Raw genomic sequence first — 23,120 nt, 5'->3', positions numbered from 1 at the left:
AGTCTGCGCTTATGAAGCGCTGAGGCTGAGGCTCCTGGAGGAGTGTCCGAGTGGTTTAAGGAGCTGGTCTTGAAAACCAGTGAATCCGAAAGGGTCCGTGGGTTCGAATCCTACCTCCTCCGTTATTTGGCCCGTTGGTCAAGCGGTCAAGACATCGCCCTTTCACGGCGGTAACGAGAGTTCGATTCTCTCACGGGTCATTGTATCCCATTTTTCATATGGCTCAGTGGTACAGTTGGTTAGTACGCCGGCCTGTCACGCCGGAGGTCGAGGGTTCGAGCCCCTTCTGAGTCGTCTTTTCTTCTATCGGAAAGTCCGCCATGGGGCGGGCACAGGTCCCCTGTTATGGCTGGCGATAGCACGCGGTTCTTACCCGCGGTGTCGGCAGTTCAAATCTGTCCTCCTATTGCTGTTTTTATCTGCGCGAATGGCTCAGAGGTAGAGCATCGCCTTGCCAAGGCGAGGGCCGCGGGTTCGAATCCCGTTTCGCGCTTGCTGATGTAGCGGGTTCCCGGGATGGGGACCCGTTTTTAGTTCATGGCTCGTTCATGAAATTTTTGAAACTTTCATATGCTAAAGCGGTTTAGGGGACAAAATGTCAGAGGTTTTTCTTTTTAGGGCCTCGCATATTCCGCAGCTTGCATAGCTCTCTGACTTTCCTGGAGCTCCTCCCGACTTCGTTCTGAATTTGGAATGAGGCCCTTATACTGGCTCGCTGTTCGCGCGGGTTTCTTTCTCAGTTCATCCATGCAAAGTCACAATAATCATCTGAAAATACGTCCGAGTTTGGCGCTCGTCCCGGTCTTACCTCCTCCGCGTTATGCATTGGAGAAGCGCCGGGTTTGAAATATGCAGATCAGTCAAATATCTAGTTGTAGATTTATGTAATATTTATATAGTCGTAGATTGAATTCTGTGCTATACTATTAGCAGCGTGTAAGAGGTGCCGCATTATTTCCCCACCAATTTTAAGTAGAAATTGAGGAACAACATGCTGCCAAAATGCAGGAAAGCACAACTGCCTTTATCAACCGCGCCATAGATGAGACTATGGAACGCGATAATAAGGAATAAGAGGTGAACCCCATTGCCATTACACGAATCCAAAAAAGCAACCTTAGCCGACTGGGAAGCCCTGGGCGAAGACGTCCGGGCGGAGTTGATCGATGGTGAGATTTACTACCTGGCACCGCCCAGCCGGAAACATCAAGCAATTGTAAGCTTCCTACACACTGAAATTAGCGTGTATCTAAGAGGTAAAACCTGCAAGGTCTATCCGGCTCCCTTTGGCGTCTATCTCCACAACGAAGATGGAACCACGGACGCTGTAGAGCCCGATATCAGCGTCATCTGTGACAGAGATAAGCTGTCCGCTCGTGGTTGTGAAGGAGCCCCGACCTGGATTATTGAGATTGTCAGCCCTGGGAATATGGCCCATGACTACGTTACGAAATTAAGCTTATATCTGCGTTACGGCGTCAAGGAATACTGGATTGTGAACCCGGACAGGGAAGCGGTAACGGTCTATCAACTGGATAATGATCTGCTACCGGCAGCCTACACCTTCCGCGACACGATCAAAGTTCACACCCTAGCAGGCCTCAGCATTGACTTTACCCAGCTAGACCTTGCATAGAGCCCCCAAATGGGGGTCTTTTTCTTTGGGGATATAAATCTGCCCGCTTCCGTGTTCAAATGTCAGAAGTGCCGCTACAGCCCCGGTTCTGAACCAAGAACGGCGGCTTGCGCGCCTCTGGTTTTCTTCCGGCTGCGCAATACTGTTCAGGTCGTCCGCCGGTACTTTCTCGGTTTAAAACCGATAAAGTACCCATTTCTTCAAAATCACTCCTAATCTTTCTCTACAAAGCGGATTTCATGGTCATTCCATGTTTCTTTCGTGAATTCTTGTATAATATATACACTTGATATCGTGCATGTTCTATACTATAATCAAAGCAAGAGGTGGGATAATGCCAATCAAATATGATAAGTTGCTAGCTTTGCTTGAAAAAAAGGCTATACGACTTACAGGATAAGGAAAGAAAATCTTATAAGCCAATCTGCTTTACAGAAGATTAAGACCGGGGAAGGAGGAACCACCATTGCCATTACACGAATCCAAAAAAGCAACCTTAGCCGACTGGGAAGCCCTGGGCGAAGACATCCGGGCGGAGTTGATCGACGGCGAGATTTACTACATGAGTGGACCGAGTGCCAACCATCAAGCAATCAGTAGCTTCCTTCATCTAAAAATTGGCAATTATTTGTTAGGAAAAACATGCCGGGTCTTTTATGCTCCCTTTGATGTCTACCTTCAACATGAAGACGAGGACACGCCCAACATCGTCCAGCCTGATCTAATGGTCATCTGCGACCGAAACAAGATCACCAAGAAGGGTTGCATAGGCGCTCCCACATGGGTGATCGAAATTGTCAGTTCTGGCACATCAAGACGGGACTACTTGACAAAACTAAGCCTTTACGCAGACTATGGCGTGAAAGAATACTGGATCGTCAACCCCATGAATGAGACAATTACCGTGTACCGTCTGGTGGAAGAGCTGACCCCGGCTGTCTATACCTTCCGCGACACAATCAAGGTTCACACCCTAGCAGACCTCAGCATTGACTTCACCCAGCTAGACCTTGCATAACCCCTCTCAGAGCCCCAAAACGAACCCCGTATGCCAAAAAGAACAGACGGAAATCTTCCGTCTGTTTTGTATATTCGCCGCTTTCTCACATCTTAATAATTTTTAGCTTGAATTTGGAAGTATGCTTTGGGGTGACTACAGACAGGGCAGATCTCAGGCGCATTCTTCCCCACATGGATGTGTCCACAGTTTGCACACTGCCAGATCACCACGTCCTCTTTGATAAAGACTTTTTGCTCTTCCACGTTCTTCAACAGCGCGCGGTATCGCTCCTCGTGCTCCTTCTCAATCTTGCCGACAGCCTCAAACAGATACGCAATTTTGGTGAATCCTTCCTCCGCCGCTTCCCTGGCAAAGGTAGCATACATATCGGTCCACTCATAATTCTCCCCGGCGGCCGCGTCATCCAGATTCGTCGCTGTGTCTGGCACTGCCCCATGGTGTAGAAGCTTAAACCAAATCTTTGCATGTTCTTTCTCATTACAGGCCGTCTCCAAAAAAAGCGCTGCAATCTGCTCGTAGCCTTCCTTCTTCGCTGCGGATGCGTAATACATGTACTTGGTATGTGCCTGTGACTCCCCCGCAAAAGCGGTCATCAAATTCGCTTCGGTCTTCGATCCTTTTAATTCCATGGCTATACTCCTCTCTCTGGAAAATTATAGTAACTATTTTTCTATAGTATAGCAGAGCGGCGACCAAAAGTCAATATTTATTTTCTAATAATAATTATTCTCGTTTAGCACGATTCTTTACATACCTTCAGTTTTTTTTCCCTCTGTTGCCTTCTAGAAATCTGGAAATGCACCGCGAAGGACACGATTCCGGATATGACGACAAATCCATAAAAGCTGATTCCACGGCTCAACAACATGGCGGGCAAGATCTGTGTTTGGCTGAAAAAGAGTTTGTAAACCAGCAGGAAGCTTCCTTCCGTCGCACCCACAGCTCCAGGAAGGGGAAGCGCAACGACTGCCACATTGAGCAAAGCCTGGACAGCTATTAGATCCATTGGGCCGTATTGCCTCAGCCCAAAGGCAAGATACACGCAGTAGGGCACAAGAAATTGGCAGCTGAGCTGTACAACCGTCACCAACAAAACCTTCCCTAAAACCTTTGGATTCCTCCTGATAAAGGCGGCGCCCTCCTGATACTCCCGAATCTGGCGGTCCAGCCATTTTTCAACCTTTGCCAGATCTTTTAGGATATGAACGCGGTGAAGGAAGCCTGCGCAGGCCATAATCCCTTTGCGCAACCACTTTTTTGAGAAAATCGTCGCGACAATAAAGAAAAATAAGCATGAATTAAAGATAAAGCCAAAGATGACCAAAAATCCGATCCCCTGGACTCCCCCGCTGACAAATTCAAACTTCCAAATAAAGCAGACCAATGCATAGATCATCATAACCAGCTGATAGATGGCCACAATCACAAGCAGTGTCAAAGATGAGAGGGAAACAGGAATTCCCTCTTTATTCATATAGTACGCCTGCGCTGGCTGTCCACCAGAAGCCGATGGTGTGATGGAACTGAAATAAAAGCCGACAAAGGAATATCGCAGGCAGCGAAAAAAGGGAACTCGCATACCAACCTGGCGGAGAATCATTCGGATGTTGATTGCCTCGCATGCCACAAAACAAACCATCAGCGCAAATCCCAGCGGTATAAAGATAGGATTCACCTTGCGCAGGGTGTCCATCAACATTGACCATGAGATATCCCGCAACAAAAAGAAAAAGGTCCCCGCCATCAAAGCCACGAGAAAGAGGGTGCTCACCCACATTTTCTTTTTATCTTCCATAAATGAACTCATATTCCTGTCTCCTTAAGCAAAACAAACCGATACCCAATTTTCTGAAATAATGGCAGCGCCGAGTCCAGCGCATCGATGGTTCTCTTCGGTGCTCCCGGCGCACCGCCTCCGTCGTGAAGGCAGATGATTGATCCCTCGTGAACTCTTTCCAATAGCCGCCTCACGATCTCTCGGGAGGTCTGATTGCGTTTCCAATCCTGCGCCATGACATTCCACATCACCAATTGATATCCCGCCGCCTGAATCTGTTTCAGTGTTTCCTGATTCACATATCCCCATGGCGGCCGGTAATACTTGCAATCGACGCCAAGTTCTCGTAAAATGACAGCACTTTTGGCGAAATCCCGCTTCACATATCCCGGAGTCACCAGCCAGGCATTCTTATGGGCGTATGCGTGTAGGCCGACTTCATGCCCTTCTTCCAGCATACGCCGGATCAAATCCGGATTTTCTTTAGCCCGCTCCGCCACAACAAAAAAATGTGCCGATATCCCATACTTCTTCAACACATCCAAAACCTTCGGCGTGTACCGCGGATCCGGTCCGTCGTCAAACGTTAGAACAATTTCTTTGCCCTCCGGGCGCGGAATCCTGCGAATGGCTTTCCGCGAGACCCATTTCTGGTAGAAGCTCGGCACGACGCAATACCAACTATAGAGGACTCCAAGGGTTGATGCTCCTACAATCCCCCATTTTACAGCCTTTTTCATGCGAGAACGCCTCCTTCATGCAGCGTCAACAGGTTCTCTCTTTCCGCCACTGCCTCTCTGCCCAGAATATGACGTAAAGCTTTGATCGTGACATTGGGCTCCAGCGTCGCCTTGAGGCGTCGCATATTCGCGCGTATTTCCGCCAGGGCGATGTCGTCGTCCAACATAGCTAAGAGCTCCTGCACGGTCTCCTTCGGTTCACTCGAGATAACTCGGCCGATCGCATTGGCTTCGATGAATTCTGCGTTGTGTATTTCCTGCATCAGCGTCGGCGCGATGGTCGCAAGGGGCAGCTCCGCAAAAATGGATTCAAACAAGGTGATCCCCCCGGGCTTCGTCACAATAAGATCCGCTTTCTCCATATAGCGGTACACCTCGTCGGTAAATCCGATCACTTCAATATTGGCATAGCGGCCGTGTAGCCGTTCATACGCGCTGCGGTTATTGCCTGTGATAATTGTAGTGCGTACACCGGAAAAGGTGTTTAGCGTCTCATAGAAAGTCGGCTCCTTCGGCAGCAGGCCCCAGCCGCCTCCCATAATCAATAAATTTTTCCCGTTATGGGCACTTCTGTGGCGTAACGTTTTAAACTGTTCCTTCACCGGGATCCCCCCCACAAGAATCAAATCGGAGCAGGCGCCCTTTGCGATGATGCCTTTTTTTACCGACTCGGACGGAACTAAATACACGTCCGTCCCCGGATTGATCCATTCGCCATGGGTGCTGACATCGGTGATGCAGGTGATGAGGGGAATGTTTGCATCAAAACGTCGTTTATATTCTGATACCACCTGGGCGCATATTGGCAATGTACATACGATCATGTCCGGCTGCTCCCGTTGCAGAAGGCTCTCCAATTTCTTCAAAAAATGATGGGGCAGAGGAATCTTATTTTCACCGCTTAGCGCTGCCATCCTATTTGTCCCCTTATAATACGCATTGTATGCCTTCTGACATCTCGTGACAAAAAAACGAAAGGATCGATAGTACACATCGCTCATGGGGACACTATATTCCACAAGGTCAACGATGGTTACGTTCGCACTCGAAAACAGTTTTTGAATCTCCAGTCCCAGCGTCTTCGCAGCCGAATAATGTCCCATACCAAATTTTCCGGTTAATATTAAAATGTTCATATTGAACGCCTCCACTTCGCTCTTATGTCAAACTAAATCCTTATCGGCAAATTTTGCATTTTATGAACTGAATATAAACTCAGTATAAACGAACTACCTTAAAAAACGACATAGACAATTCTTAAGATTTCTTAAATACATGCCGGAGAATCACATACCCCTGACATTTACAGTCTGTCCATTTCGTGATACAATAATAGGCAAAAGGAGGGAGCCTGACTGTGAATGCCAACTTAGAATATTATAAGGTTTTTTATACCATTGTCAAATACGGCAGCATCAGCGCCGCAGCGGATCATCTATTTCTATCGCAACCGGCAGTCAGTCAAACCATTCGCAGGCTAGAAAAGGAGTTGAACGTAGAACTTTTTATTCGTACCCCGAAAGGCATCCGGCTGACTGCGGAGGGAGACTTACTGTTTGCCCACGTGTCGAAAGGATACGAGGAAATCTTACTTGGGGAACGGCGAATGCGGCAATACATGAATTTGGAGGAGGGCGAGATCCGCATCGGAGCCAGCGACATGACACTGGAGTTCTTCCTTCTTCCATATCTCGAGCGATTTCACCAGCTACACCCGACAATCAAAGCCAGCGTCACCAACGGCCCCACACCGGTTACCATCAGCGCCCTGCTGGCCGGAGATATTGACTTTTGCGTCGTCAGCTCTCCTCTTGACAATCATAAAGAGTATTCCATCCGCCCGGTGGCTTCCATCGAGGACGTGTTCATCGCCGGAAGTCAGTTCAATGATTTAAAGGGACGGACCCTTCCCCTCGCCGCCCTGGAGACTCTCCCCATTGTCTGTCTAGAATCGAGAACTAGCACGCGACGGTACGTCGATTCCTTTCTCCAGTCTCGCTCCGTCCGCCTGCACCCAGAATTTGAGCTGGCCACCAGTGACTTGATCGTCCAATTCACGCAGCGCAATCTCGGCGTCGGCTGTGTCGTGCGAAATTTTTATGAGAAGCATAAAGCCGAGGGCGGTCTATTTGAACTTCATCTGGAGGAATCGCTTCCTCCCCGAAATCTGTGCCTGGTTACCGGATTGAACACTCCCATATCGCCCGCCGGCAAGGAGTTTTTATCTCTAATCCCATAACATTTTCTTATAAATATTATAAGTTTTATTGCCTTTACTTATATTGCAAAGTATGATAGGATACTCATGTCAATATGAGTGATACAGTCACATCAACTACAGGAGGTTCAAATATGGTACAAGCGATTGTAGGCGGCAACTGGGGTGACGAGGGAAAAGGTAAAATTACCGATACCCTGGCGGAACAATCCGACATCGTCGTTCGTTTTCAGGGCGGGGCCAACGCCGGTCACACCATCATCAACAACTATGGCAAGTTTGCCCTGCATCTTCTTCCGTCCGGCGTATTTCGCAATACGGTCGTCAATGTGATTGCGCAGGGAGTCGCGCTGAATTTAAAATCATTATTCCATGAACTGGATACCCTGCTGTCCCGTGGGATTCCCATGCCGAATATCCTCGTATCGGACCGGGCGCAGATCGTAATGCCGTACCATGTGCTCTTTGATCAGCTGGAAGAACAGCGCTTGGGCAGCAAAAGCTTTGGCTCCACAAAATCCGGCATTGCGCCTTTTTATGCGGATAAATACTTGAAAATCGGGATTCAAGTTGGCGAACTCTTTGATGATGATCTCTTAAGGGAACGTTTGGAGCGCGCCTGCGCCATCAAAAACGAAACGCTAAAATCTCTGTATCCAGGGAATGCACTCCTCGATGTGGATTCCATTTATGATGAGATGACGGGCTATCGCAATCGGCTTCGCCCTCTCGTGGCGGACACAGCCCAGTTCCTAAATGACGCCATCCATGCAGGAAAAAATATATTGTTGGAGGGTCAGCTGGGGGCATTAAAGGACACGGATAACGGCATTTATCCCTTTGTAACCTCATCCTCCCCCTTGGCAGGCTTTGCCTGTGTGGGTGCCGGCATCCCCCCGACAAAAATTGAAACTATCATCACGGTTGTGAAGTCCTACTCCTCTGCCGTCGGCGCTGGAGCCTTTGTCAGCGAAATCTTTGGAGATGAAGCGAAAGAGCTGCGCGACCGCGGTGGAGACAACGGAGAATACGGAGCTACTACAGGCCGTCCACGGCGTATGGGCTGGTTTGATGCTGTCGCAACGCGGTATGGCTGTATGCTGCAAGGGACGACGCAAGTTGCATTTTCCTTGCTGGACGTTCTCAGCTACCTTGACACGATTCCCGTCTGCACCGCCTACTCCATTGACGGCGAAGAGACAGACCACTTCCCCATCACACCGCTGTTGAACAGGGCTAAGCCTGTCTACACCTATTTGGACGGCTGGAAATGCGATATCCGCGGTATCCGCAAGTATGAGGACCTGCCAGTCAATGCAAGGCGCTATGTGGAATTTATTGAAAACCAGATCGGATACCCCATCACCATGATCTCCAACGGACCGAAGCGGGAAGATCTCATCTATCGGTAATATAGAAAGGCCAAACCGGATGGAATCCGGTTTGGCCTCTTCTTCCATTATGGGGATTTCCGCCGGCAGGCGGAGCCGATTTTGCCATGGCAAAGCTTTATTATGACTTTGGTTTCATATATCCCAAAAATTCTGGGTAAACCCTTAAAATAAGCTGATAGACGCCCATGCCAACCGCATAGGCAAGCCAATACCACAGACTGTAGGAGAGATCCGCAGTGCTCGTTATACCTGTTGCCGCTCGGAAGGCCACCGGATAAAGGAATAGAAATCCTCCGATCCCTAACGCCGTCAAAATCTGGATCCACAGGCGCTTCGCCTTAGGGAACACGATGGGCAACACAATTCCCAATACGGCTCCGGAGCGCAAGATCCAGGAGATGTCCGACAAGTACGAACCCATTCCTTTCATCTGTATCCCCTCCTGAATGCTGGCAATGGGATTCCATTGAATCGGCTGATACGCCTGAAGATCCCGCATGGCGCGCATGGCATCCCAGTCCAGGGGAAGCGGAAGGATCGTGTGGACCATCACAGTGTAGACAGACCACAGGGCAAAGACCGCCACCGTATAATAAATGGCCGTCCATCCTTTTTTTCGGTTGCGAAGGTAAAAGAATAAAAATACCACCGCGGTCAGCAAGATGGTCAAGGGACCCGCAACCAGCTTATATCCGTCATTCACTGTCTGATCCTTCCTTTCTCCGCCGCGCGTGTTCACTCGCCTTGCGCCGGTGCTGCATGATTTTGTTGTAGAGAAGCATCCCCATCAGGCTGACCGCCCCTGTCACGATAAACACCAAGATCGCGAGGCCGTAATTCTTATGCCCCAGGGCATGACCGCCAAAAGTGGACGATACCACCGATGGGACACGTGCGATGGAGGATATGATTAAAAACGTGCCCAGCTTCATGGGAGTCAACCCGACACAGTACGTCAGCAGATCTTTGGGTGTTCCCGGTATGAAAAATACAAGAAAAATCAGACGATTCAGCTTTTTTTCGTCTTTCATAAAAGAAAATGCATATAACTTCTCTCGAGAAATAAACGCCTCGACCATCCGAACGCCAAAGAGTCTTGTCAGCAAAAAAATAATCGTGGACCCCAGCGCAACACCGCTAAGGCACAGCAAAGTTCCCTCCACAGCGCCGAAGGCGTAGCCAGCGCCCACTTCAATCACTTCGCCCGGAATCAGAGCTACGACAACCTGCAAAACCTGCATGCCGATTAATATAAATTGCCCCCCTACTCCGTGGGAATCGACCCAATCCCGAAAGCGTTCCGGATCCGAGGCTAAGTGCAACAGCGGGCGTCCCACCGCATACGTCAGCCAACCACAAAATGCTAGAAAGATGAGAAATGACAGTATGCTGACAATCCTTCTCCTGCGCAGGTACTGTGTATCCTCCTGAATCAATTCCTACACCTTCTTCATACGGTTTCTCTTATTCTGCCATATCCGAGAAAAAAAATCAAGCCTTTATTTGCCGCAATCCAATACGGCCTGAAAAAACCACCCTACCAGGAGATAGGGTGGGAAGCTTTTACTCTTCCGTATATTCAATTCTTTCCATCACCTGTGGGGCCGTCGGTTTGTCCGAGTAATCCACACTGACCGCTGCGATCTCATCCACCACGTCCATCCCTTCGACGACCTTCCCAAAGGCGGCGTAGGAGCCGTCCAGATGAGGCGCATCCGCGTGCATGATAAAAAACTGCGAACCGGCAGAATTTGGATCCATGGCCCGCGCCATGGAGATGACGCCGCGAGTGTGGCGGATGGGATTGGAAACGCCGTTCTGTGAAAATTCGCCCTTAATATGGTAGCCAGGTCCCCCGGTTCCATCTCCCTTCGGACAACCTCCCTGAATCATGAAACCGGAGATAACCCTGTGAAATGTCAGGCCGTTGTAAAATCCTTTTTTCACCAGGTCAACAAAATTCTGTACCGTTATGGGCGCTGCCTCCGGGTACAGCTCCAGCTTTATCTGTTTTCCATTTTGCATTGTGATCGTGATCATGTGGCATTCTCCTTTTCATCAGTAAATTTCTGCGCTTGCGTGCGGATGACAAGCTTATGAATATTGTTTTGCCCGATAAGCTTCAAGTAGGCGCCCCGGAGCGCTGCGGGTGCTCCAGCCGCCAAGTCTTCCATGGCTCGACGTCTCGGCAAGGCCATGATATGATACGGAACATCCCAAATGGAATAATATTCGAATCCTGGCACTATCGCATAGCCCGCACGCTCATAGAACGCAATTCTCCGCGTCCGGGTCCGCCGCTCCGCGTCCGACTGCGCCAGCTCCGGCTTTTCCACCTCGATCAGAATTCCAGCTGTCTGCGCAAACTGTTCCCCCAGCGCTTTCATGAAACGCCCGCCGATACCGCTCCCTCTATATTCCTCGTAGACAGCTAATAAGTAGAGTAGCACCACATTCTGTTCTGGCTCTGTCACAGTAAACACATAGGCGCAGTCAATCCCGTCGGCTTGAAAGAGAAATCCTTCGGATACTCCCCGCTTCGTTCTGGACCGCATCGCTCCGTAAGGCGGATGCTCATTGTCCGGAAAATCCCGAGTCACCCGCTGATAAATCCTATCAAAATTCTCTAGGGTAATCGGCGTTAAGCAATCACTCATCTCTTGCACCGCCTTCCTGTCTTATAATCGCCTTTCCTCTTCAGTCATTGGCAAGTGTACTATAAAATGGAAACCTTGTCAAGGGAAGCGCCGTGACTTCTTCAAACAAAGCTCTCGAAATATCCCAAAATCCCTTGCCATTGAAGTAAAATCATGGTATAATAAAACACTATGTATCAAATGGATTCTCATCTTCCCAGTGAACATTTGGTACATAGACTCTATTTGGACTTACAGAATTCGCTGTGACAAAACAGCATTGAAAGGAAAGTATGACAGAATATAAAAACTTTGAAGACATGAACCTCTCGGAAGAGGTTATCCGTGCCGTGCAGGATATGGGATTTGAGGAAGCCACTCCCATCCAATCGCAGGCCATCGAAATCATTATGTCCGGACAGGACGTCATCGGACAGTCACAGACAGGGACCGGCAAAACAGCTGCATTTGGGATCCCCTGCATCGAACAGATCGATCCGGATGATCGGTATCTGCAAGCGGTGATCCTGTGTCCGACACGGGAACTGGCCATCCAAGTCTGCGAAGAATTTCGCAAACTCCTGAAGTATAAAGACAATATCAAGGTCGTACCTGTTTACGGCGGACAGCCCATCGATCGCCAGATCTCCGCTTTAAAAAAGGGGGCACAGATTATCATCGGCACTCCCGGCCGCTTCATGGATCACATGCGGCGCCATACGATTAAGGTCTCACACGTCCAGATGGTTGTGCTGGACGAGGCCGATGAAATGCTGGACATGGGCTTTCGCGAAGACATTGAGCTGATTCTGTCTCAGATGCCAGTGGAGGAACGGCAGACGATTTTATTTTCCGCCACCATGCCGCAGGAGATCCTTGATCTGACGAAGCAATACCAGCGGGATCCCCAGCTGATCAAGACAACGCCTAAGGAATTAACGGTTCCCAAGATTGAACAGATTTACTTTGAAGTCAAAGAAAAAATGAAGCTAGAAGCCCTGTGCCGGCTCATCGATTTGTATTCGCCGGAGCGCTCCATGGTCTTTTGCAATACAAAGAAGCGAGTGGACGAGCTGACGCAGCAGCTGCAAGGCCGCGGCTATTTTGCCGACGGTCTTCACGGGGATCTAAAGCAAGTCCAGCGCGATCTGGTCATGAAGAAATTTCGCCAGGGGACCATTGAGATTTTGGTGGCGACAGATGTGGCGGCTCGCGGCATCGATGTGGACGATATCGATATCGTATTTAACTATGACATACCGTCCGATGAAGAGTACTACGTTCACCGGATCGGCCGAACTGGCCGGGCTGGCAAGACGGGCAAGGCGTATACTTTCGCTGTGGGGAAAGAGGTCTACAAGCTCCGGGATATTATGCGCTATACTGGCAGCAAAATCCTTCCTCAGCGGCTTCCCACTCTCAGCGACATCGAGGAGGTTAAGACCCGCGCCTTTCTCAACGAATTGAAAGCTTCCATCGACGAGGGCCATCTGACCAAGTATGTCAACCTTGTGGAGAGCCTGGTGGAAGAAGATTATTCCGTCATGGATATCGCCGCCGCGCTCCTCAAACGAGAGCTCTACGATGATACCAGCGAGGGAGAAGACGACATCTCCATTACGCCAACCAAAATTCCAGAACGCGAGTATTCGGACGCGGATATGGTTCGCCTGTACATCAATATCGGGAAAAACCAGCAGATCCGGACGAAGGATATTGTCGGCGCCATCGCAGGTGAGACTGGCATACCGGGAAAGATCATCGGCGCCATCGACATCTTCGACAATTTTACCTTTGTCGATATCCCAGTCGATTACGTCAAAGATGTTTTGATTGGCATGAAGAACAATCAGATCAAAGGAAAAGCCGTCAATGTTGAGCGGGCTCAGGATGTGAAAGGAAGCGGGAGAAAAGGCAAAGGCACGCCCACCAATCGAGGCGAGGCTGGCAAGGGAAGGCCTGCCGCTCATGGAGCTAGATCGGAAAGCCGTGGAAAAAAGAAACGTTGGAATGAAAAATAGTCTACTACAAGGCTCCCTGTCAACAGATGCCGAATCTCTGTGAACAGGGAGCCTTTTCTATGGGGAGCCTACATCCCAGTAATGAACTTCCAAATCTTTTTCTTTTCCGCCTGAGGGTTCAGTCTGTACACCTGCTCCGCAATCCGCTCAATGGCAACCTCTCTTGTGATGGCGGCCGCCTCCTCTTCCATCTCCTTTCCCCAAAACAGTTCTGTCGGACAGAAAACCGTGGAGGACCAGCCGTACTCCTCTCCTGCCTGAGACCGTTTTTGCTGTGCCCCGCACATGGTGATGTACAGCTTCATCTGCAACTCCACAAGCGCTCGCTCAAACTGCGCTTTGTCCTCCTTTTCAACCCCCACTAGCTTCTTGATGGCGTGAAGTGGCACGACTCCATTCTCTTCAATCACCGCGTAGATTCGCCTTGCATACTGGCTGATCCTACCGTTTCCGTACTCTTCTTCCAATGACGTGTTCCCGCGCCGCGCCGCTATAAAATATGGGTACCAGTCCCTTGCAATATAACCGCTCTTTCGGAAAAAGACCTTTGCGTAGGCGATGTCGCGGCGCTCCTCCAGCACGCGTATGCGCCATTCCCATGGGTCGGTTTCCGGGTCTCCTGTATGCCAGCAGACTGGCGTGTCATACGGTGGGACTTCATCCCACCGCCAAGGTATAATGGAATAGATGCCCTCGCTGTTGCCTCCCCCCATGGAAAATCCACAGTCCAACACAGCTGTGCAAAAATCGGAAAATGTACGTATCTCCATACCGGTCCTCCTATCGGGAATCGTACTCCATTTACACTTCGAAGATCCCCTCCAACTCATGGCGCAGCATAGGCGCAGGGCGGGACGGACGGGACTCCAGCGCGATATGCCGGCCCTGTTCCTGACTCCGCTGGAAGCCGGTCATGATCTCCAACACATGGAACGTGATATCACTGCTGGCACGGAAGTTTCGGCCCGTCTGGATCGCCTTTGCCATATCCGCCAATCCCATGCCCCGGCTGTTGTCTGCATAGCCAAAGGTCAGCGGTATATCATAGAATCGACCTTCCTCCGGCCGGTACAGTCGCACAGGACCACCAAATCCGTTAGGGTCTGGTACAGACAGCGTCCCCTGTGAACCGTAGATCTCAATCCAAGGCATTTCCGCCTTATACACATCAAATGTGGTGAAGATTGTGCCGATGGCGCCGCAGGCGAATTGCATCATACCTGTAATGTAGGTTGGCACATCCACATCGACGATCTCGCCATAGTGAGGCTCGCTAGTGATGGTTCTCTGGGAAAATGTGCTTTTGGTCATGCCGGAGATGGACGCAACCGCGCCCAACAAATTGACGAGAGCCGTCAAATAATAGGGCCCCATGTCCATCATCGGGCCGCCGCCGAATTTGTAGTAGAATTCCGGGTCTGGATGCCATGTCTCATGCCCGTGACAGACCATAAAGGCTGACGCGCCTACCGGCGTTCCGATATATCCGTCGTCCATCAGTTTACGGCAAGTCTGGATTCCCGCCCCCATAAATGTATCCGGAGCCCCGCCGATGAGCAAATTTTTCTCCTTCGCCAGGGCAATCAGTTCTCTCCCCTCTTCCAGCGTCGCCCCCAGGGGCTTTTCGGAATACACATGTTTGCCTGCCTTTAGCGCTTCGCTTGTAACGCCGAAATGCTCATATGGCCGGGTCAGATTCAGCACAATGTCCACATCCGGGTCCGCGAAGAGCTCATACATATCCTCGTACAGCTTAGGAATCTTATATTCCTCCACCGCTTTCTCCGCGCGCTCTCGAATCAGGTCGCAAACCCCGATGATCTCGACCTCCTTGTACCGGTATGTCAAATTCTTCAGATAGATGCCGCTGATGGAGCCGCAGCCGACGATTCCAATCTTCATCGTTCTCATGGGAATATCCTCCTGCTATTATCGGTCAATACATTTTGGCGTTATTTTCAAAAGCATCTGTGGTGAGCCCTTCGCGCACGGCGATTTCCTTGCCCTCAGCCGCCCACAGCATACCGCGCCGCATCAGCACTTCCGCCGTCGGGGAATTTTCAAACACATCGTCATGATGCCCCAGGGAATTGTAAAATACACGTCCATTTCCCCAGCGCTTTGTCCAGATGACCGGCATGTCCACAGCCTTGTTGGAGATATGATAGTAGCTGATGAGGGGGAAGCGGGTGGTCGCCAATACCTCGATGGCTGGGTCCACATGCAGGTAGTAATGTTCACTCTTGACTGTAAAGTCCTCTAGACCATACACGATGGGGCTGGAAGAGCTTTTGATGTTAACCGTGTATTCCACGCCATCCCCGCCGGGATGGCTGACCCACTGACCACCGGTTATAAACTGCCATTCCGTATCCTGGCGGAACGAATCGCACATTCCGCCATGGCAACCGGCCAACCCAACGCCAGCGCCCACGGCCTTCGCCACGTTTCGTGTATATTCGCTTTTGATTTCGCCTCCGGTCCAGCACGCCACCAACAAATCCAGCTCCATCAGCGCATCGAGATCGGCCAGACAATCCAGCGTATCGGAGATCTCCGTCTGAAATCCCTCTTCCTGTAAAATTCTAGAGAATCTTGCGGAGGTTAACTTTGGTTCATGTCCATCCCAGCCGCCCTGGAAAAGCAATGCTCTTTTCATTGTACAACTCCTTTCATTCCTTCAACCGTCTTGATAGCATCAATCGACAGAGTTCCGATCAGGGCCTCCATCCATTCTCTGTACATCTTAGCACAATTCTCTTCCTTTGACTTGCCATTTCTTTCCCTTGGCCAGACAATTATTGCTAACTTTCTCCATCTGTCAGGATTCTTACAACTTTTTAAAAGTCATTGCCAAAGGTCGCAACATAGTCTACAATAGATACAAAAAGAAACAATGGAGGGAAGCTTATGAAACGCTTATGGTCGCTATGTCTGATGGGCCTGCTCCTGCTGATACCCATGACCTCCCGCGCGGATACCGCTGTGGGGGACAGCATTGCCATTTTGGGGGAAGACCTGACGGATGCTCAAAAGGAGGCACTGCTAGAAGAGTTTGGGGTTGAGGACGATACGTTGATCCTGACCATCACCAATAAAGAAGAACACGAGACACTGGGCAACATTGTTCCCAGCGGAAAAATCGGCTCAAAAGCCATATCCTCAGCCATGATTACCTACACAGAAAAGGGATCCGGCTTGGATATCACCACCTCCGAGCATATCACCTACATTACAAAGCAGAATTATGCGGATGCGTTGATCACAGCCGGAATTACCGATGCAAAGATCCAGATCTCCGCCCCCTACGATGTATCTGGCACAGCAGCTCTAACTGGCATCATGAAAGCCTATGAGACATCCAGCGGAGCCACCATTGATCCGGAGGTCAAAGAAGCGGTCAATGAAGAAGTCCTGCTCTCCGTTACTATAGGGGATGAACTGGCAAGTCAGGCAGAAGCAAGTGGTCAGGACACGGAAACAGCTAAAAATGAGGCACAGAAAAAAGCCTCCGACATCGTCAGCGATATAAAGGTTACTATCAGCGAACAAAAGCCGGAGACCCGAGAGCAAATCGAAACCATCGTGACCGATACATTGCAGCGGTATGAAGTCAGCCTATCGGATGAAACCTACGCTAAATTGGTTTCCCTGTTTGACAAGATGCGGACTCTGGATATTGACTGGGACACGGTCGCATCCAATATCAAAAATAAAGCCAACCAGGTGATGGATACGGTTACCAGCTTCGCCAATTCTGAGGAAGGACAGGGATTTCTCAACACGCTTAAAGGCTGGTTTGAAAGTTTCCTCGATTGGCTTAAGGGTTTGTTTGCATAAAAGAGGATAAAGACATGGCGCAAGGGGCTGCCGGGAAAAGGATTGTCCTGCCCCTGCATATATTGGAAGACTACCCGCCGGCGTGCATTTTTCATTCTGTTTCTCCGGCGGCTTGGGCGTTTCGACGGTGGCGGCGGGGATTTTGCCTCCGTGTGTACGCTGGCCTCTACCCTTCCTCGCCTCACCGGCGTACATTTTTCATTCTGTTTCTCCGCCGGCTTGGGCGTCTCGACGATGGCGGCGTGCATTTTGCCTCCTCTTGCACGCTGGCCTCTGCACTTCCTCGCCTCGCCGGCGTGCATTTTTCATTCTGTTTCTCCGCCGGCTTGGGCGTTTCGACGATGGCGGCGTACAATTTGCCTCCTTGTGTACGCTGGCCTCTGCCCTTCCTCGCCTCACCGGCGTGCATTTTTCTTCCCATTTCTCCGCCGGCTTGGACGTTTCGACGCTGACGGCGTACAATTTGCCTCCGTGTGCACGCTGGCCTCTGCCGTCCCTCGCCTCACCGGCGTGCATTTTTCATTCTATTTCTCCGCCGGCTTGGGCGTCTCGACGCTGACGGCGGGGATTTTGCCTCCTCTTGCACGCTGGCCTCTGCCGTCCCTCTCCTCACCGGCGTGCATTTTTCATCTCGTTTCTCCGCCGACTTAGGTGTCTCGAATCTGCCGGCGTACAATTTGCCTCCGTGTGCACGCTGACCTCTGCCGTCCCTCTCCTCACCGGCGTGCATTTTTTATCTCGTTTCTCCGTCGGCTTGGGCGTCTCGACGCTGACGGCGTACAATTTGCCTCCATGTGCACGCTGGCCTCTGCCCTTCTTCGCCTCACCGGCGTGCATTTTTCATTCTATTTCTCTGCCGGCTTGGGCGTTTCGACGATGGCGGCGGGGATTTTGCCTCCTCTTGCACGCTGGCCTCTGCCGTCCCTCGCCTCACCGGCGTGCATTTTTCATTCTATTTCTCCGCCGACTTGGGCGTCTCGACGATGGCGGCGGGGATTCTGCCTCCTTTTGCACGCCGGCCTCTGCTGTTCCTCATCTCGCCGGCGTGCATTTTTCATCTCGTTTCTCCGCCGGCTTGGACGTTTCGACGCTGACGGCGGGGATTTTGCCCCCGTGTGTACGCTGGCCTCTGCCCTTCTTCGCCTAACGGCGTGCATTTTTTATCTCGTTTCTCCGCCGGCTTGGACGTCTCGACGCTGACGGCGTACAATTTGCCTCCGTGTGCACGCTGGCCCCTGCACTTCCTCGCCTCACCGGCGTGCATTTTCATCCCATATCTCCGCCGGTATGGGCGTCTCGACGCTGCCGGCGTGCAATTTGCCTCCTCTTGCACGCTAACCCCTGCACTTCCTCGCCTCACCGGCGTGCATTTTTCTTCCCATTTCTCCGCCGACTTAGGCGTCTCGACGCTGCCGGCGTGCAATTTGCCTCCTTTTGCACGCTGGCTTCTGCCCTTCCTTTCCTTGCCGGCGTGCAAAAACGGGGCTGTCCCAAAATGATTTTGCGAAATCATGAGGGGGGTAGCCTTTTTATTTGCATAAGGCTGGAAAAAATTGGTGAAAAGTGCCTAATAACAGCATACTAACTCTGAGGGACAAAATTTGCCTTCCAAAAAAGTACGCTGTTCTTCCTTTTGGGGTCCCTACGCAGCAGTTGTCCCAACCGGCCTGTTTGTATTTTATGATGCTGTTGTAGGCCACTCTTTACTCATGGCAAAAACACCCTCCGACTGGATGGCGCGGTTGACTCGGTGCAGAATGCCTTCCTCTGTGGATATCTTTTGCTCCATGGCTGCCGGATGCACCTATCCTTCACCGGACACTTCTTGCATGAAGCGTTTTCTCAAGTGCTTTTTTTAATTATTGACTAAAGCGTCGGAGAGGGGTGCAAAACGCGCCTGTGGACGGTTAGAAGCCGTTTTGGAGGCAGGCACTATAAAACAAAATCTTACCCTGTGTATTTTCGCGCCCTTTGCGGAAAAATACTACTCGTCCCTTGGCGGTCTGGATCGTCGGAACGGACATAAAACACTGATTGTTTTCGGCGGAAAGATTTGCTATACTTGGGGTAGCAAACGAACCGACAAAATGGATTTGAGGAGGAAACATTATGACGAAAAAGTGTTCAAGAACTATTGCTTTCATAATGCTGATAATTGCGGTTATATTTATCTTCGTTGCTTTGAATAATCCACAGGCAAGTTTTCCATGGAATAACACAATTTCTTATACACTTTATGGAATATATGCCATTATAATGATAGTGCTGTTTATTGCTCCATTTAAGAAAACAAAATAACTCCCGATTTTTAGAGAAATGGGGGTAATAAAATTGACTATAAATAAGCAGTTAATAAAATGGATTTCTGCGATTGTGTTAATAATTCTGGGTATTGTATTCGGGGGTACTTGGAGTAGTACAAGGGTTTGCTTCGGAGATAATGTATTCTCCGTATTTGGACTTCCAGTTTGGTCTAAAGGAACAAGCAGTACTTATTATCCGGCTATTTGGTTATTATTTTAATAGGGGTTTACCACCTTGTCAAAAAAAGCTCGATTGTGGGTGTGGAGTATTTCCATTATACTTCTCCGGGTGTTGCTTTCACCTATGTGTGAAGTGTAAATTGGCTCTGATAACTACTAAACACTTACATATTTATCGGTCAAACGAAAAACTCAAAACAGGGCGGTGGGGCAGAGATTGACTATCCCGCTGCCCTTGTCGGGATTGTGGTCTTGCCGTTCATCACGCCTTTGAGGTAGTCTTTCCCCGCCTGTGCCTTGCGCGTCAGTATATGCGGTTTCCCGCTTTTCTCCCGCTTGTCGGCAAGTATCATTTTGAGCAGCTTGTCGCGGTATGTTTCTGTGCCGCTGTGGTTGAAAAACAACTGGTCTGCCCGTCCCTCTGCGTCGTGATGATACCGTCGGGCTTGCGGGGCGGTGGACGTTTCGTTCTTTTCTGCCACTTAATCACTCCTTTCTGTGGGCGTGAAAAAGGGATTTCCCGTAATCGGAAAATCCCTCTCTGCTGTCGGTTATTCTGTTTTACTGCGCGGGCGCGGCGGCCTGCGCCCTTTTCCTTGCCCGATACTCCCGCGCTTTGATACGCTCATACTCCCGTTGATAAGCGCGACTCTTTTCCTTTTTCGCTTCCTCGGCAAGCTGTGTCAGTTCATTTTCAAACTTGCCGATATGGTTGAAGTATATCCCCATGTGCTGAGTGGCGTATCTCGCTCCCTTTTTGTCGCGCTCATGAACTTCAATCCTGCTGTTAAACTCGCCCAGAATGGCGGGGGGGGGGTGAGGTCGGTAAAATCGGCGTAGCGTTCTGTCAGTTTCACAAACCTCTGTGCCCGCCCTCCCCGTGTCGTGTCGATTCCACGGGAGCAGCCGTATAGTACGATCATAAACAACAGACGCGGTGGGTACCCGATTCCTCCTTCTTATCTATCAGGGGCAATAGTCGCCATTTCAGGACAGCCCCTTTTCACTTTGACCTTTACGTCAGCGCATATCAGGGTTCGCCTTTTTACACCCGACCAATAAGGCGCCTCCCAGCAAAAAGAGGAGGATGATTCCAAAGATTGCCATGGAGGATCGCCCTGTCACTGTCTTGACAACAGAATATAGAGCCGGACCAATGACTGCGGCAAACTTGCCAAAGATATCGAAGAAGCCAAAACATTCATTGGAGCGCTCTGGCGGTATCATTCTGCCAAAGTAAGATCGAGACATGGCCTGAATCCCGCCCTGCGCGGTGCCCACCAGCACTGCCAAGATCCAAAATATTCCCAGTGCCTGCCTATTGGTCAGAAATCCTTCCTCTGTGCCATACCCCATAACAAAGCCAAGCGTACAGATGACACAGTAGATGCCCACACCTAGCAGGATCACATTGAGCCCGCCAATCCGCTCTCCCAATTTGCTGAACCAGATGGCACAGGGAACCGCTACAATCTGGGTTACCAGCAAAGCCAGAACCATACCCGTGGAATCCAACCCCAGGGTTGCGCCGTAGGCGGTTGACATCTTGATTACCGTCCCCACGCCGTCGATATAAAAAAAGTATGCCAGAATAAAGAGACGAAGACGGCGGTCCTGAAAAATCATGTTTGCGGTCCGCCAAATATTCGAGAAGGTCTCCCTGACCACATGGCCGCTCTTCTTTTCCGTATAGTACCGCTGTCTCACGTGCCGGAAGAAGGGTATGCTGAAACCGCCCCACCATAGCACCGTGATCACAACCGATATGCGGATCGCGGCGGCGTTATCGATCCCGATGCTCGGTCCCAGCATCACCAGCGCGATGGCGGCAAGGAACGGAATGGTGCTTCCACCGATATACCCCATGGCATAGCCCCAGGCAGAGACCTTATCCATCCGCTCCCTCGTCGTAACATCCGTCAAAAATGAATCGTAGCACAGATTGCTTCCGGCAAAACCAATGTTGGAGAGGACATAAAATCCTAAAATCAACCGCCAATTTTCGGTGATCGCCGTACAGAAGGTGCCCACCAGACCGAGAATAAAAAATAAGCTGAATACGATTTTTTTGCGCCCCCGGTAATCCGCCACAGCACCGGCGACCGGCGATAAAAATGCCATGATAAAGGTTGCTGCCGATGAGCCCACGCCCCACCACACGTCGCCAGCTTCCCCCGCCAAGCTAGTAAAATAGATGGGAAACAGGGCTGCCATCATGATGGTGGCATACACGGAATTGGCCCAATCGTATAAAATCCAGCTCCGCTCCACTTTTGTAAATCTCTGACTCCGCTCTTCCATTCCCTCACGCTCCTCCACCGAATTCCATGATGATACTTCCATTATAGCGTATCCCAAAACAAGTTACAATAGGAATGGTATTTTTTACATTGTCTGCATGTTGAGTTAACACAGACTTCACATCAGATTCAATTGTTTTAAAATAAAAATCCAGATAAAGATAGTCAAGATCGAAAAGGCAGAGCTAAAGACCACAAGTTGACCGGCCAACTCGCTATCCCCATCCATCTGCTGCGCCATCGTAAAGGATGAGACGGCGGTGGGCGCTCCAAACATAATCATCAGGCTGGTGAGCTCCACATCCCGAAATCCGAGGGCAACGCCGATAGGCAAGAAAAGGGCCGGCCCGATCACCAGCTTTCCGCCAACGCCAATCAGAAGCTGTCTGGCATACCCTCGTATTTTAGAAAAATCAAAGGAACCGCCCAGGACAACCAACGCCAATGGCGTCGCAATTTTGCCTAAATCTGCAATGGTTTTGTCCACTGCGTAGGGGAGCTTTACCCCTGTGAAGAAGAGCAGAATGCCCAGCGCTGAGGCGATAATCAGAGGGTTGGTGATGACACCCCTTCCGATCTTTTTGAGGCTGGGCTTCCCTCCCCGAAAGGTTTCCAGCGCGACCACCGACAGGGCGTTGTACATCGGAACCACCACTGCGATCATCAGGGCGGTGACGCCGGACGCCTCTTCCCCGCAGAGTGAGATGACCACGGGAAGCCCGAACAAGACAAAGTTGCTTCGAAACATGGCCTGGATTAAAACGCCCCGTCTGGCATTGTCCTTCTCGACCCTCGGGATTAAGAGCATGAGAATGACAAACATCACAAATACTGAAATGACGGAGAAAACCAGGATTTTTCCGTTGAAAACTCCGGCTAAATCTGTTTTATATACATTTTCAAATAACATCAGCGGCAAAAAGACCTTAAAGCACAATTTATTCATGACATCCAGCGCAGGCTTGTCATAGAATTTTAGTACCTTAAGGCCATAACCAATTGCGATGGTTAGAAAAAGCGGCATAACTACATTGAATGCCAAGATAAGATTCTC

The 23,120-nt window shown here is 50.3% G+C and carries 23 protein-coding genes, 4 tRNA genes and 1 pseudogene; 10 read left to right on the top strand and 18 right to left on the bottom strand.

Annotated elements, in window-relative coordinates:
- Positions 1–36: 36 nt before the first annotated feature.
- From H8730_RS04955 to H8730_RS04930, 6 genes are all read left to right on the top strand, one after another.
- Positions 37–122: transfer RNA gene (locus tag H8730_RS04955), tRNA-Ser, on the top strand.
- 6 nt (positions 123–128) lie between these two features.
- Positions 129–200, top strand: a tRNA-Glu gene (locus tag H8730_RS04950).
- Positions 201–220: 20 nt separating this feature from the next.
- Positions 221–294 (top strand) — tRNA-Asp (locus H8730_RS04945).
- A 127-nt stretch (positions 295–421) separates the two neighbouring features.
- Positions 422–493, top strand: a tRNA-Gly gene (locus tag H8730_RS04940).
- Between the two features lie 594 nt (positions 494–1,087).
- Positions 1,088–1,636: a Uma2 family endonuclease gene (locus tag H8730_RS04935; RefSeq protein WP_177718895.1), complete on the top strand. Its 549-nt coding sequence runs from the start codon at positions 1,088–1,090 to the stop codon at positions 1,634–1,636.
- 466 nt (positions 1,637–2,102) lie between these two features.
- Positions 2,103–2,654 carry a Uma2 family endonuclease gene (locus H8730_RS04930; RefSeq protein ID WP_177718893.1) on the top strand — a complete coding sequence of 184 codons (552 nt, stop codon included), beginning with the start codon at positions 2,103–2,105 and terminating at the stop codon, positions 2,652–2,654.
- 92 nt (positions 2,655–2,746) lie between these two features.
- On the opposite strand, the gene rbr is transcribed toward H8730_RS04930, so the two are convergent.
- The 4 genes from rbr to H8730_RS04910 all read right to left on the bottom strand — a co-directional run bounded on the left by rbr (position 2,747) and on the right by H8730_RS04910 (position 6,310).
- Positions 2,747–3,286 (bottom strand): rubrerythrin, encoded by a 540-nt coding sequence (gene rbr, locus H8730_RS04925; RefSeq protein WP_177718891.1) that lies wholly within the window; start codon positions 3,284–3,286, stop codon positions 2,747–2,749.
- 104 nt (positions 3,287–3,390) lie between these two features.
- Positions 3,391–4,464, bottom strand: a complete 1,074-nt coding sequence (locus tag H8730_RS04920) for a lysylphosphatidylglycerol synthase transmembrane domain-containing protein (RefSeq protein WP_177718889.1) — start codon at positions 4,462–4,464, stop codon at positions 3,391–3,393.
- On the bottom strand, positions 4,461–5,174 hold the full coding sequence (locus H8730_RS04915) for a polysaccharide deacetylase family protein (protein ID WP_177718887.1): 714 nt from the start codon (positions 5,172–5,174) through the stop codon (positions 4,461–4,463). Before H8730_RS04915 ends, H8730_RS04920 begins: the two co-directional genes overlap by 4 nt.
- Positions 5,171–6,310, bottom strand: a complete 1,140-nt coding sequence (locus tag H8730_RS04910; RefSeq protein ID WP_177718885.1) for an MGDG synthase family glycosyltransferase — start codon at positions 6,308–6,310, stop codon at positions 5,171–5,173. The genes H8730_RS04915 and H8730_RS04910 overlap by 4 nt, the downstream gene beginning before the upstream one ends.
- A 221-nt stretch (positions 6,311–6,531) precedes the next feature.
- Here H8730_RS04910 and H8730_RS04905 point away from each other — a divergent pair, with 221 nt between their 5' ends.
- Together H8730_RS04905 and H8730_RS04900 are read left to right on the top strand one after the other, a co-directional pair.
- Positions 6,532–7,413, top strand: a complete 882-nt coding sequence (locus tag H8730_RS04905; RefSeq protein WP_177718883.1) for a LysR substrate-binding domain-containing protein — start codon at positions 6,532–6,534, stop codon at positions 7,411–7,413.
- Positions 7,414–7,526: 113 nt separating this feature from the next.
- The gene (locus H8730_RS04900) at positions 7,527–8,804 is read left to right on the top strand and encodes an adenylosuccinate synthase (protein ID WP_177718881.1); all 1,278 of its coding nucleotides are present in this window, start codon (positions 7,527–7,529) and stop codon (positions 8,802–8,804) included.
- Between the two features lie 100 nt (positions 8,805–8,904).
- Here the strand turns inward: H8730_RS04900 and H8730_RS04895 are convergent, their stop codons facing one another.
- The 4 genes from H8730_RS04895 to H8730_RS04880 form a co-directional block, all read right to left on the bottom strand.
- On the bottom strand, positions 8,905–9,489 hold the full coding sequence (locus tag H8730_RS04895; protein ID WP_177720298.1) for a hypothetical protein: 585 nt from the start codon (positions 9,487–9,489) through the stop codon (positions 8,905–8,907).
- Positions 9,482–10,222 carry a TVP38/TMEM64 family protein gene (locus H8730_RS04890; RefSeq protein WP_177720296.1) on the bottom strand — a complete coding sequence of 247 codons (741 nt, stop codon included), beginning with the start codon at positions 10,220–10,222 and terminating at the stop codon, positions 9,482–9,484. The genes H8730_RS04895 and H8730_RS04890 overlap by 8 nt, the downstream gene beginning before the upstream one ends.
- Before the next feature lie 127 nt (positions 10,223–10,349).
- Complete coding sequence (locus H8730_RS04885; protein ID WP_177720294.1) at positions 10,350–10,826, bottom strand: peptidylprolyl isomerase; 477 nt, start codon at positions 10,824–10,826, stop codon at positions 10,350–10,352.
- On the bottom strand, positions 10,823–11,443 hold the full coding sequence (locus H8730_RS04880) for a GNAT family N-acetyltransferase (RefSeq protein WP_177720292.1): 621 nt from the start codon (positions 11,441–11,443) through the stop codon (positions 10,823–10,825). Before H8730_RS04880 ends, H8730_RS04885 begins: the two co-directional genes overlap by 4 nt.
- 272 nt (positions 11,444–11,715) lie before the next feature.
- Here H8730_RS04880 and H8730_RS04875 point away from each other — a divergent pair, with 272 nt between their 5' ends.
- On the top strand, positions 11,716–13,443 hold the full coding sequence (locus H8730_RS04875; RefSeq protein ID WP_177720290.1) for a DEAD/DEAH box helicase: 1,728 nt from the start codon (positions 11,716–11,718) through the stop codon (positions 13,441–13,443).
- 68 nt (positions 13,444–13,511) lie between these two features.
- On the opposite strand, the gene H8730_RS04870 is transcribed toward H8730_RS04875, so the two are convergent.
- The 3 genes from H8730_RS04870 to H8730_RS04860 are packed head-to-tail and all read right to left on the bottom strand — an operon-like array spanning position 13,512 to position 16,102.
- Positions 13,512–14,213, bottom strand: a complete 702-nt coding sequence (locus tag H8730_RS04870) for an AlkZ-related protein (RefSeq protein WP_177720288.1) — start codon at positions 14,211–14,213, stop codon at positions 13,512–13,514.
- A gap of 31 nt (positions 14,214–14,244) precedes the next feature.
- Entirely contained in the window at positions 14,245–15,354 is a 1,110-nt protein-coding gene (locus H8730_RS04865) for a Gfo/Idh/MocA family protein (protein WP_177720287.1), read from the bottom strand.
- Positions 15,355–15,379: 25 nt separating this feature from the next.
- Complete coding sequence (locus H8730_RS04860; RefSeq protein WP_177720286.1) at positions 15,380–16,102, bottom strand: ThuA domain-containing protein; 723 nt, start codon at positions 16,100–16,102, stop codon at positions 15,380–15,382.
- A 251-nt stretch (positions 16,103–16,353) separates the two neighbouring features.
- Between H8730_RS04860 and H8730_RS04855 the strand changes: the two genes are divergently transcribed.
- Complete coding sequence (locus tag H8730_RS04855) at positions 16,354–17,283, top strand: DUF1002 domain-containing protein (protein ID WP_177720285.1); 930 nt, start codon at positions 16,354–16,356, stop codon at positions 17,281–17,283.
- A gap of 198 nt (positions 17,284–17,481) precedes the next feature.
- Here the strand turns inward: H8730_RS04855 and H8730_RS04850 are convergent, their stop codons facing one another.
- The 7 genes and pseudogenes from H8730_RS04850 to H8730_RS04815 form a co-directional block, all read right to left on the bottom strand.
- On the bottom strand, positions 17,482–17,799 hold the full coding sequence (locus H8730_RS04850) for a hypothetical protein (protein WP_249289511.1): 318 nt from the start codon (positions 17,797–17,799) through the stop codon (positions 17,482–17,484).
- Between the two features lie 93 nt (positions 17,800–17,892).
- Complete coding sequence (locus H8730_RS04845) at positions 17,893–18,120, bottom strand: hypothetical protein (RefSeq protein ID WP_249289509.1); 228 nt, start codon at positions 18,118–18,120, stop codon at positions 17,893–17,895.
- A 217-nt stretch (positions 18,121–18,337) separates the two neighbouring features.
- Positions 18,338–18,706, bottom strand: coding sequence for a hypothetical protein (locus H8730_RS04840; protein ID WP_249289507.1), 369 nt, complete (start codon positions 18,704–18,706; stop codon positions 18,338–18,340).
- Positions 18,707–19,987: 1,281 nt separating this feature from the next.
- Positions 19,988–20,248: a hypothetical protein gene (locus H8730_RS18020; protein WP_430385370.1), complete on the bottom strand. Its 261-nt coding sequence runs from the start codon at positions 20,246–20,248 to the stop codon at positions 19,988–19,990.
- Positions 20,249–20,327: 79 nt separating this feature from the next.
- Positions 20,328–20,644: pseudogene (locus H8730_RS04825) on the bottom strand (DUF4368 domain-containing protein); the annotation flags it as partial.
- Between the two features lie 142 nt (positions 20,645–20,786).
- Positions 20,787–22,109, bottom strand: a complete 1,323-nt coding sequence (locus tag H8730_RS04820) for an MFS transporter (RefSeq protein ID WP_249289505.1) — start codon at positions 22,107–22,109, stop codon at positions 20,787–20,789.
- A gap of 75 nt (positions 22,110–22,184) precedes the next feature.
- Positions 22,185–23,108 (bottom strand): AEC family transporter, encoded by a 924-nt coding sequence (locus H8730_RS04815; protein ID WP_346726554.1) that lies wholly within the window; start codon positions 23,106–23,108, stop codon positions 22,185–22,187.
- Positions 23,109–23,120: the final 12 nt, after the last annotated feature.

It is taken from the genome of Bianquea renquensis, from assembly GCF_014384895.1.
Taxonomy (GTDB): domain Bacteria; phylum Bacillota; class Clostridia; order Lachnospirales; family Bianqueaceae; genus Bianquea; species Bianquea renquensis.
The sequence above is the reverse complement of the archived record's forward strand: the minus strand, read 5'-3'. Positions and strand labels throughout refer to the sequence as shown.

Bases quoted from the DNA above. Each gene is read 5' to 3' on its own strand.
- rbr (WP_177718891.1), bottom strand. From the start codon at position 3,286: ATGGAATTAAAAGGATCGAAGACCGAAGCGAATTTGATGACCGCTTTT.
- H8730_RS04920 (WP_177718889.1), bottom strand. From the start codon at position 4,464: ATGAGTTCATTTATGGAAGATAAAAAGAAAATGTGGGTGAGCACCCTC.
- H8730_RS04915 (WP_177718887.1), bottom strand. From the start codon at position 5,174: ATGAAAAAGGCTGTAAAATGGGGGATTGTAGGAGCATCAACCCTTGGA.
- H8730_RS04910 (WP_177718885.1), bottom strand. From the start codon at position 6,310: ATGAACATTTTAATATTAACCGGAAAATTTGGTATGGGACATTATTCG.
- H8730_RS04900 (WP_177718881.1), top strand. From the start codon at position 7,527: ATGGTACAAGCGATTGTAGGCGGCAACTGGGGTGACGAGGGAAAAGGT.
- H8730_RS04885 (WP_177720294.1), bottom strand. From the start codon at position 10,826: ATGATCACGATCACAATGCAAAATGGAAAACAGATAAAGCTGGAGCTG.
- H8730_RS04880 (WP_177720292.1), bottom strand. From the start codon at position 11,443: ATGAGTGATTGCTTAACGCCGATTACCCTAGAGAATTTTGATAGGATT.
- H8730_RS04875 (WP_177720290.1), top strand. From the start codon at position 11,716: ATGACAGAATATAAAAACTTTGAAGACATGAACCTCTCGGAAGAGGTT.
- H8730_RS04870 (WP_177720288.1), bottom strand. From the start codon at position 14,213: ATGGAGATACGTACATTTTCCGATTTTTGCACAGCTGTGTTGGACTGT.
- H8730_RS04865 (WP_177720287.1), bottom strand. From the start codon at position 15,354: ATGAGAACGATGAAGATTGGAATCGTCGGCTGCGGCTCCATCAGCGGC.
- H8730_RS04860 (WP_177720286.1), bottom strand. From the start codon at position 16,102: ATGAAAAGAGCATTGCTTTTCCAGGGCGGCTGGGATGGACATGAACCA.
- H8730_RS04855 (WP_177720285.1), top strand. From the start codon at position 16,354: ATGAAACGCTTATGGTCGCTATGTCTGATGGGCCTGCTCCTGCTGATA.
- H8730_RS04850 (WP_249289511.1), bottom strand. From the start codon at position 17,799: ATGCACGCCGGTGAGGCGAGGGACGGCAGAGGCCAGCGTGCACACGGA.
- H8730_RS04845 (WP_249289509.1), bottom strand. From the start codon at position 18,120: ATGCACGCCGGTGAGGCGAAGAAGGGCAGAGGCCAGCGTGCACATGGA.
- H8730_RS04820 (WP_249289505.1), bottom strand. From the start codon at position 22,109: ATGGAAGTATCATCATGGAATTCGGTGGAGGAGCGTGAGGGAATGGAA.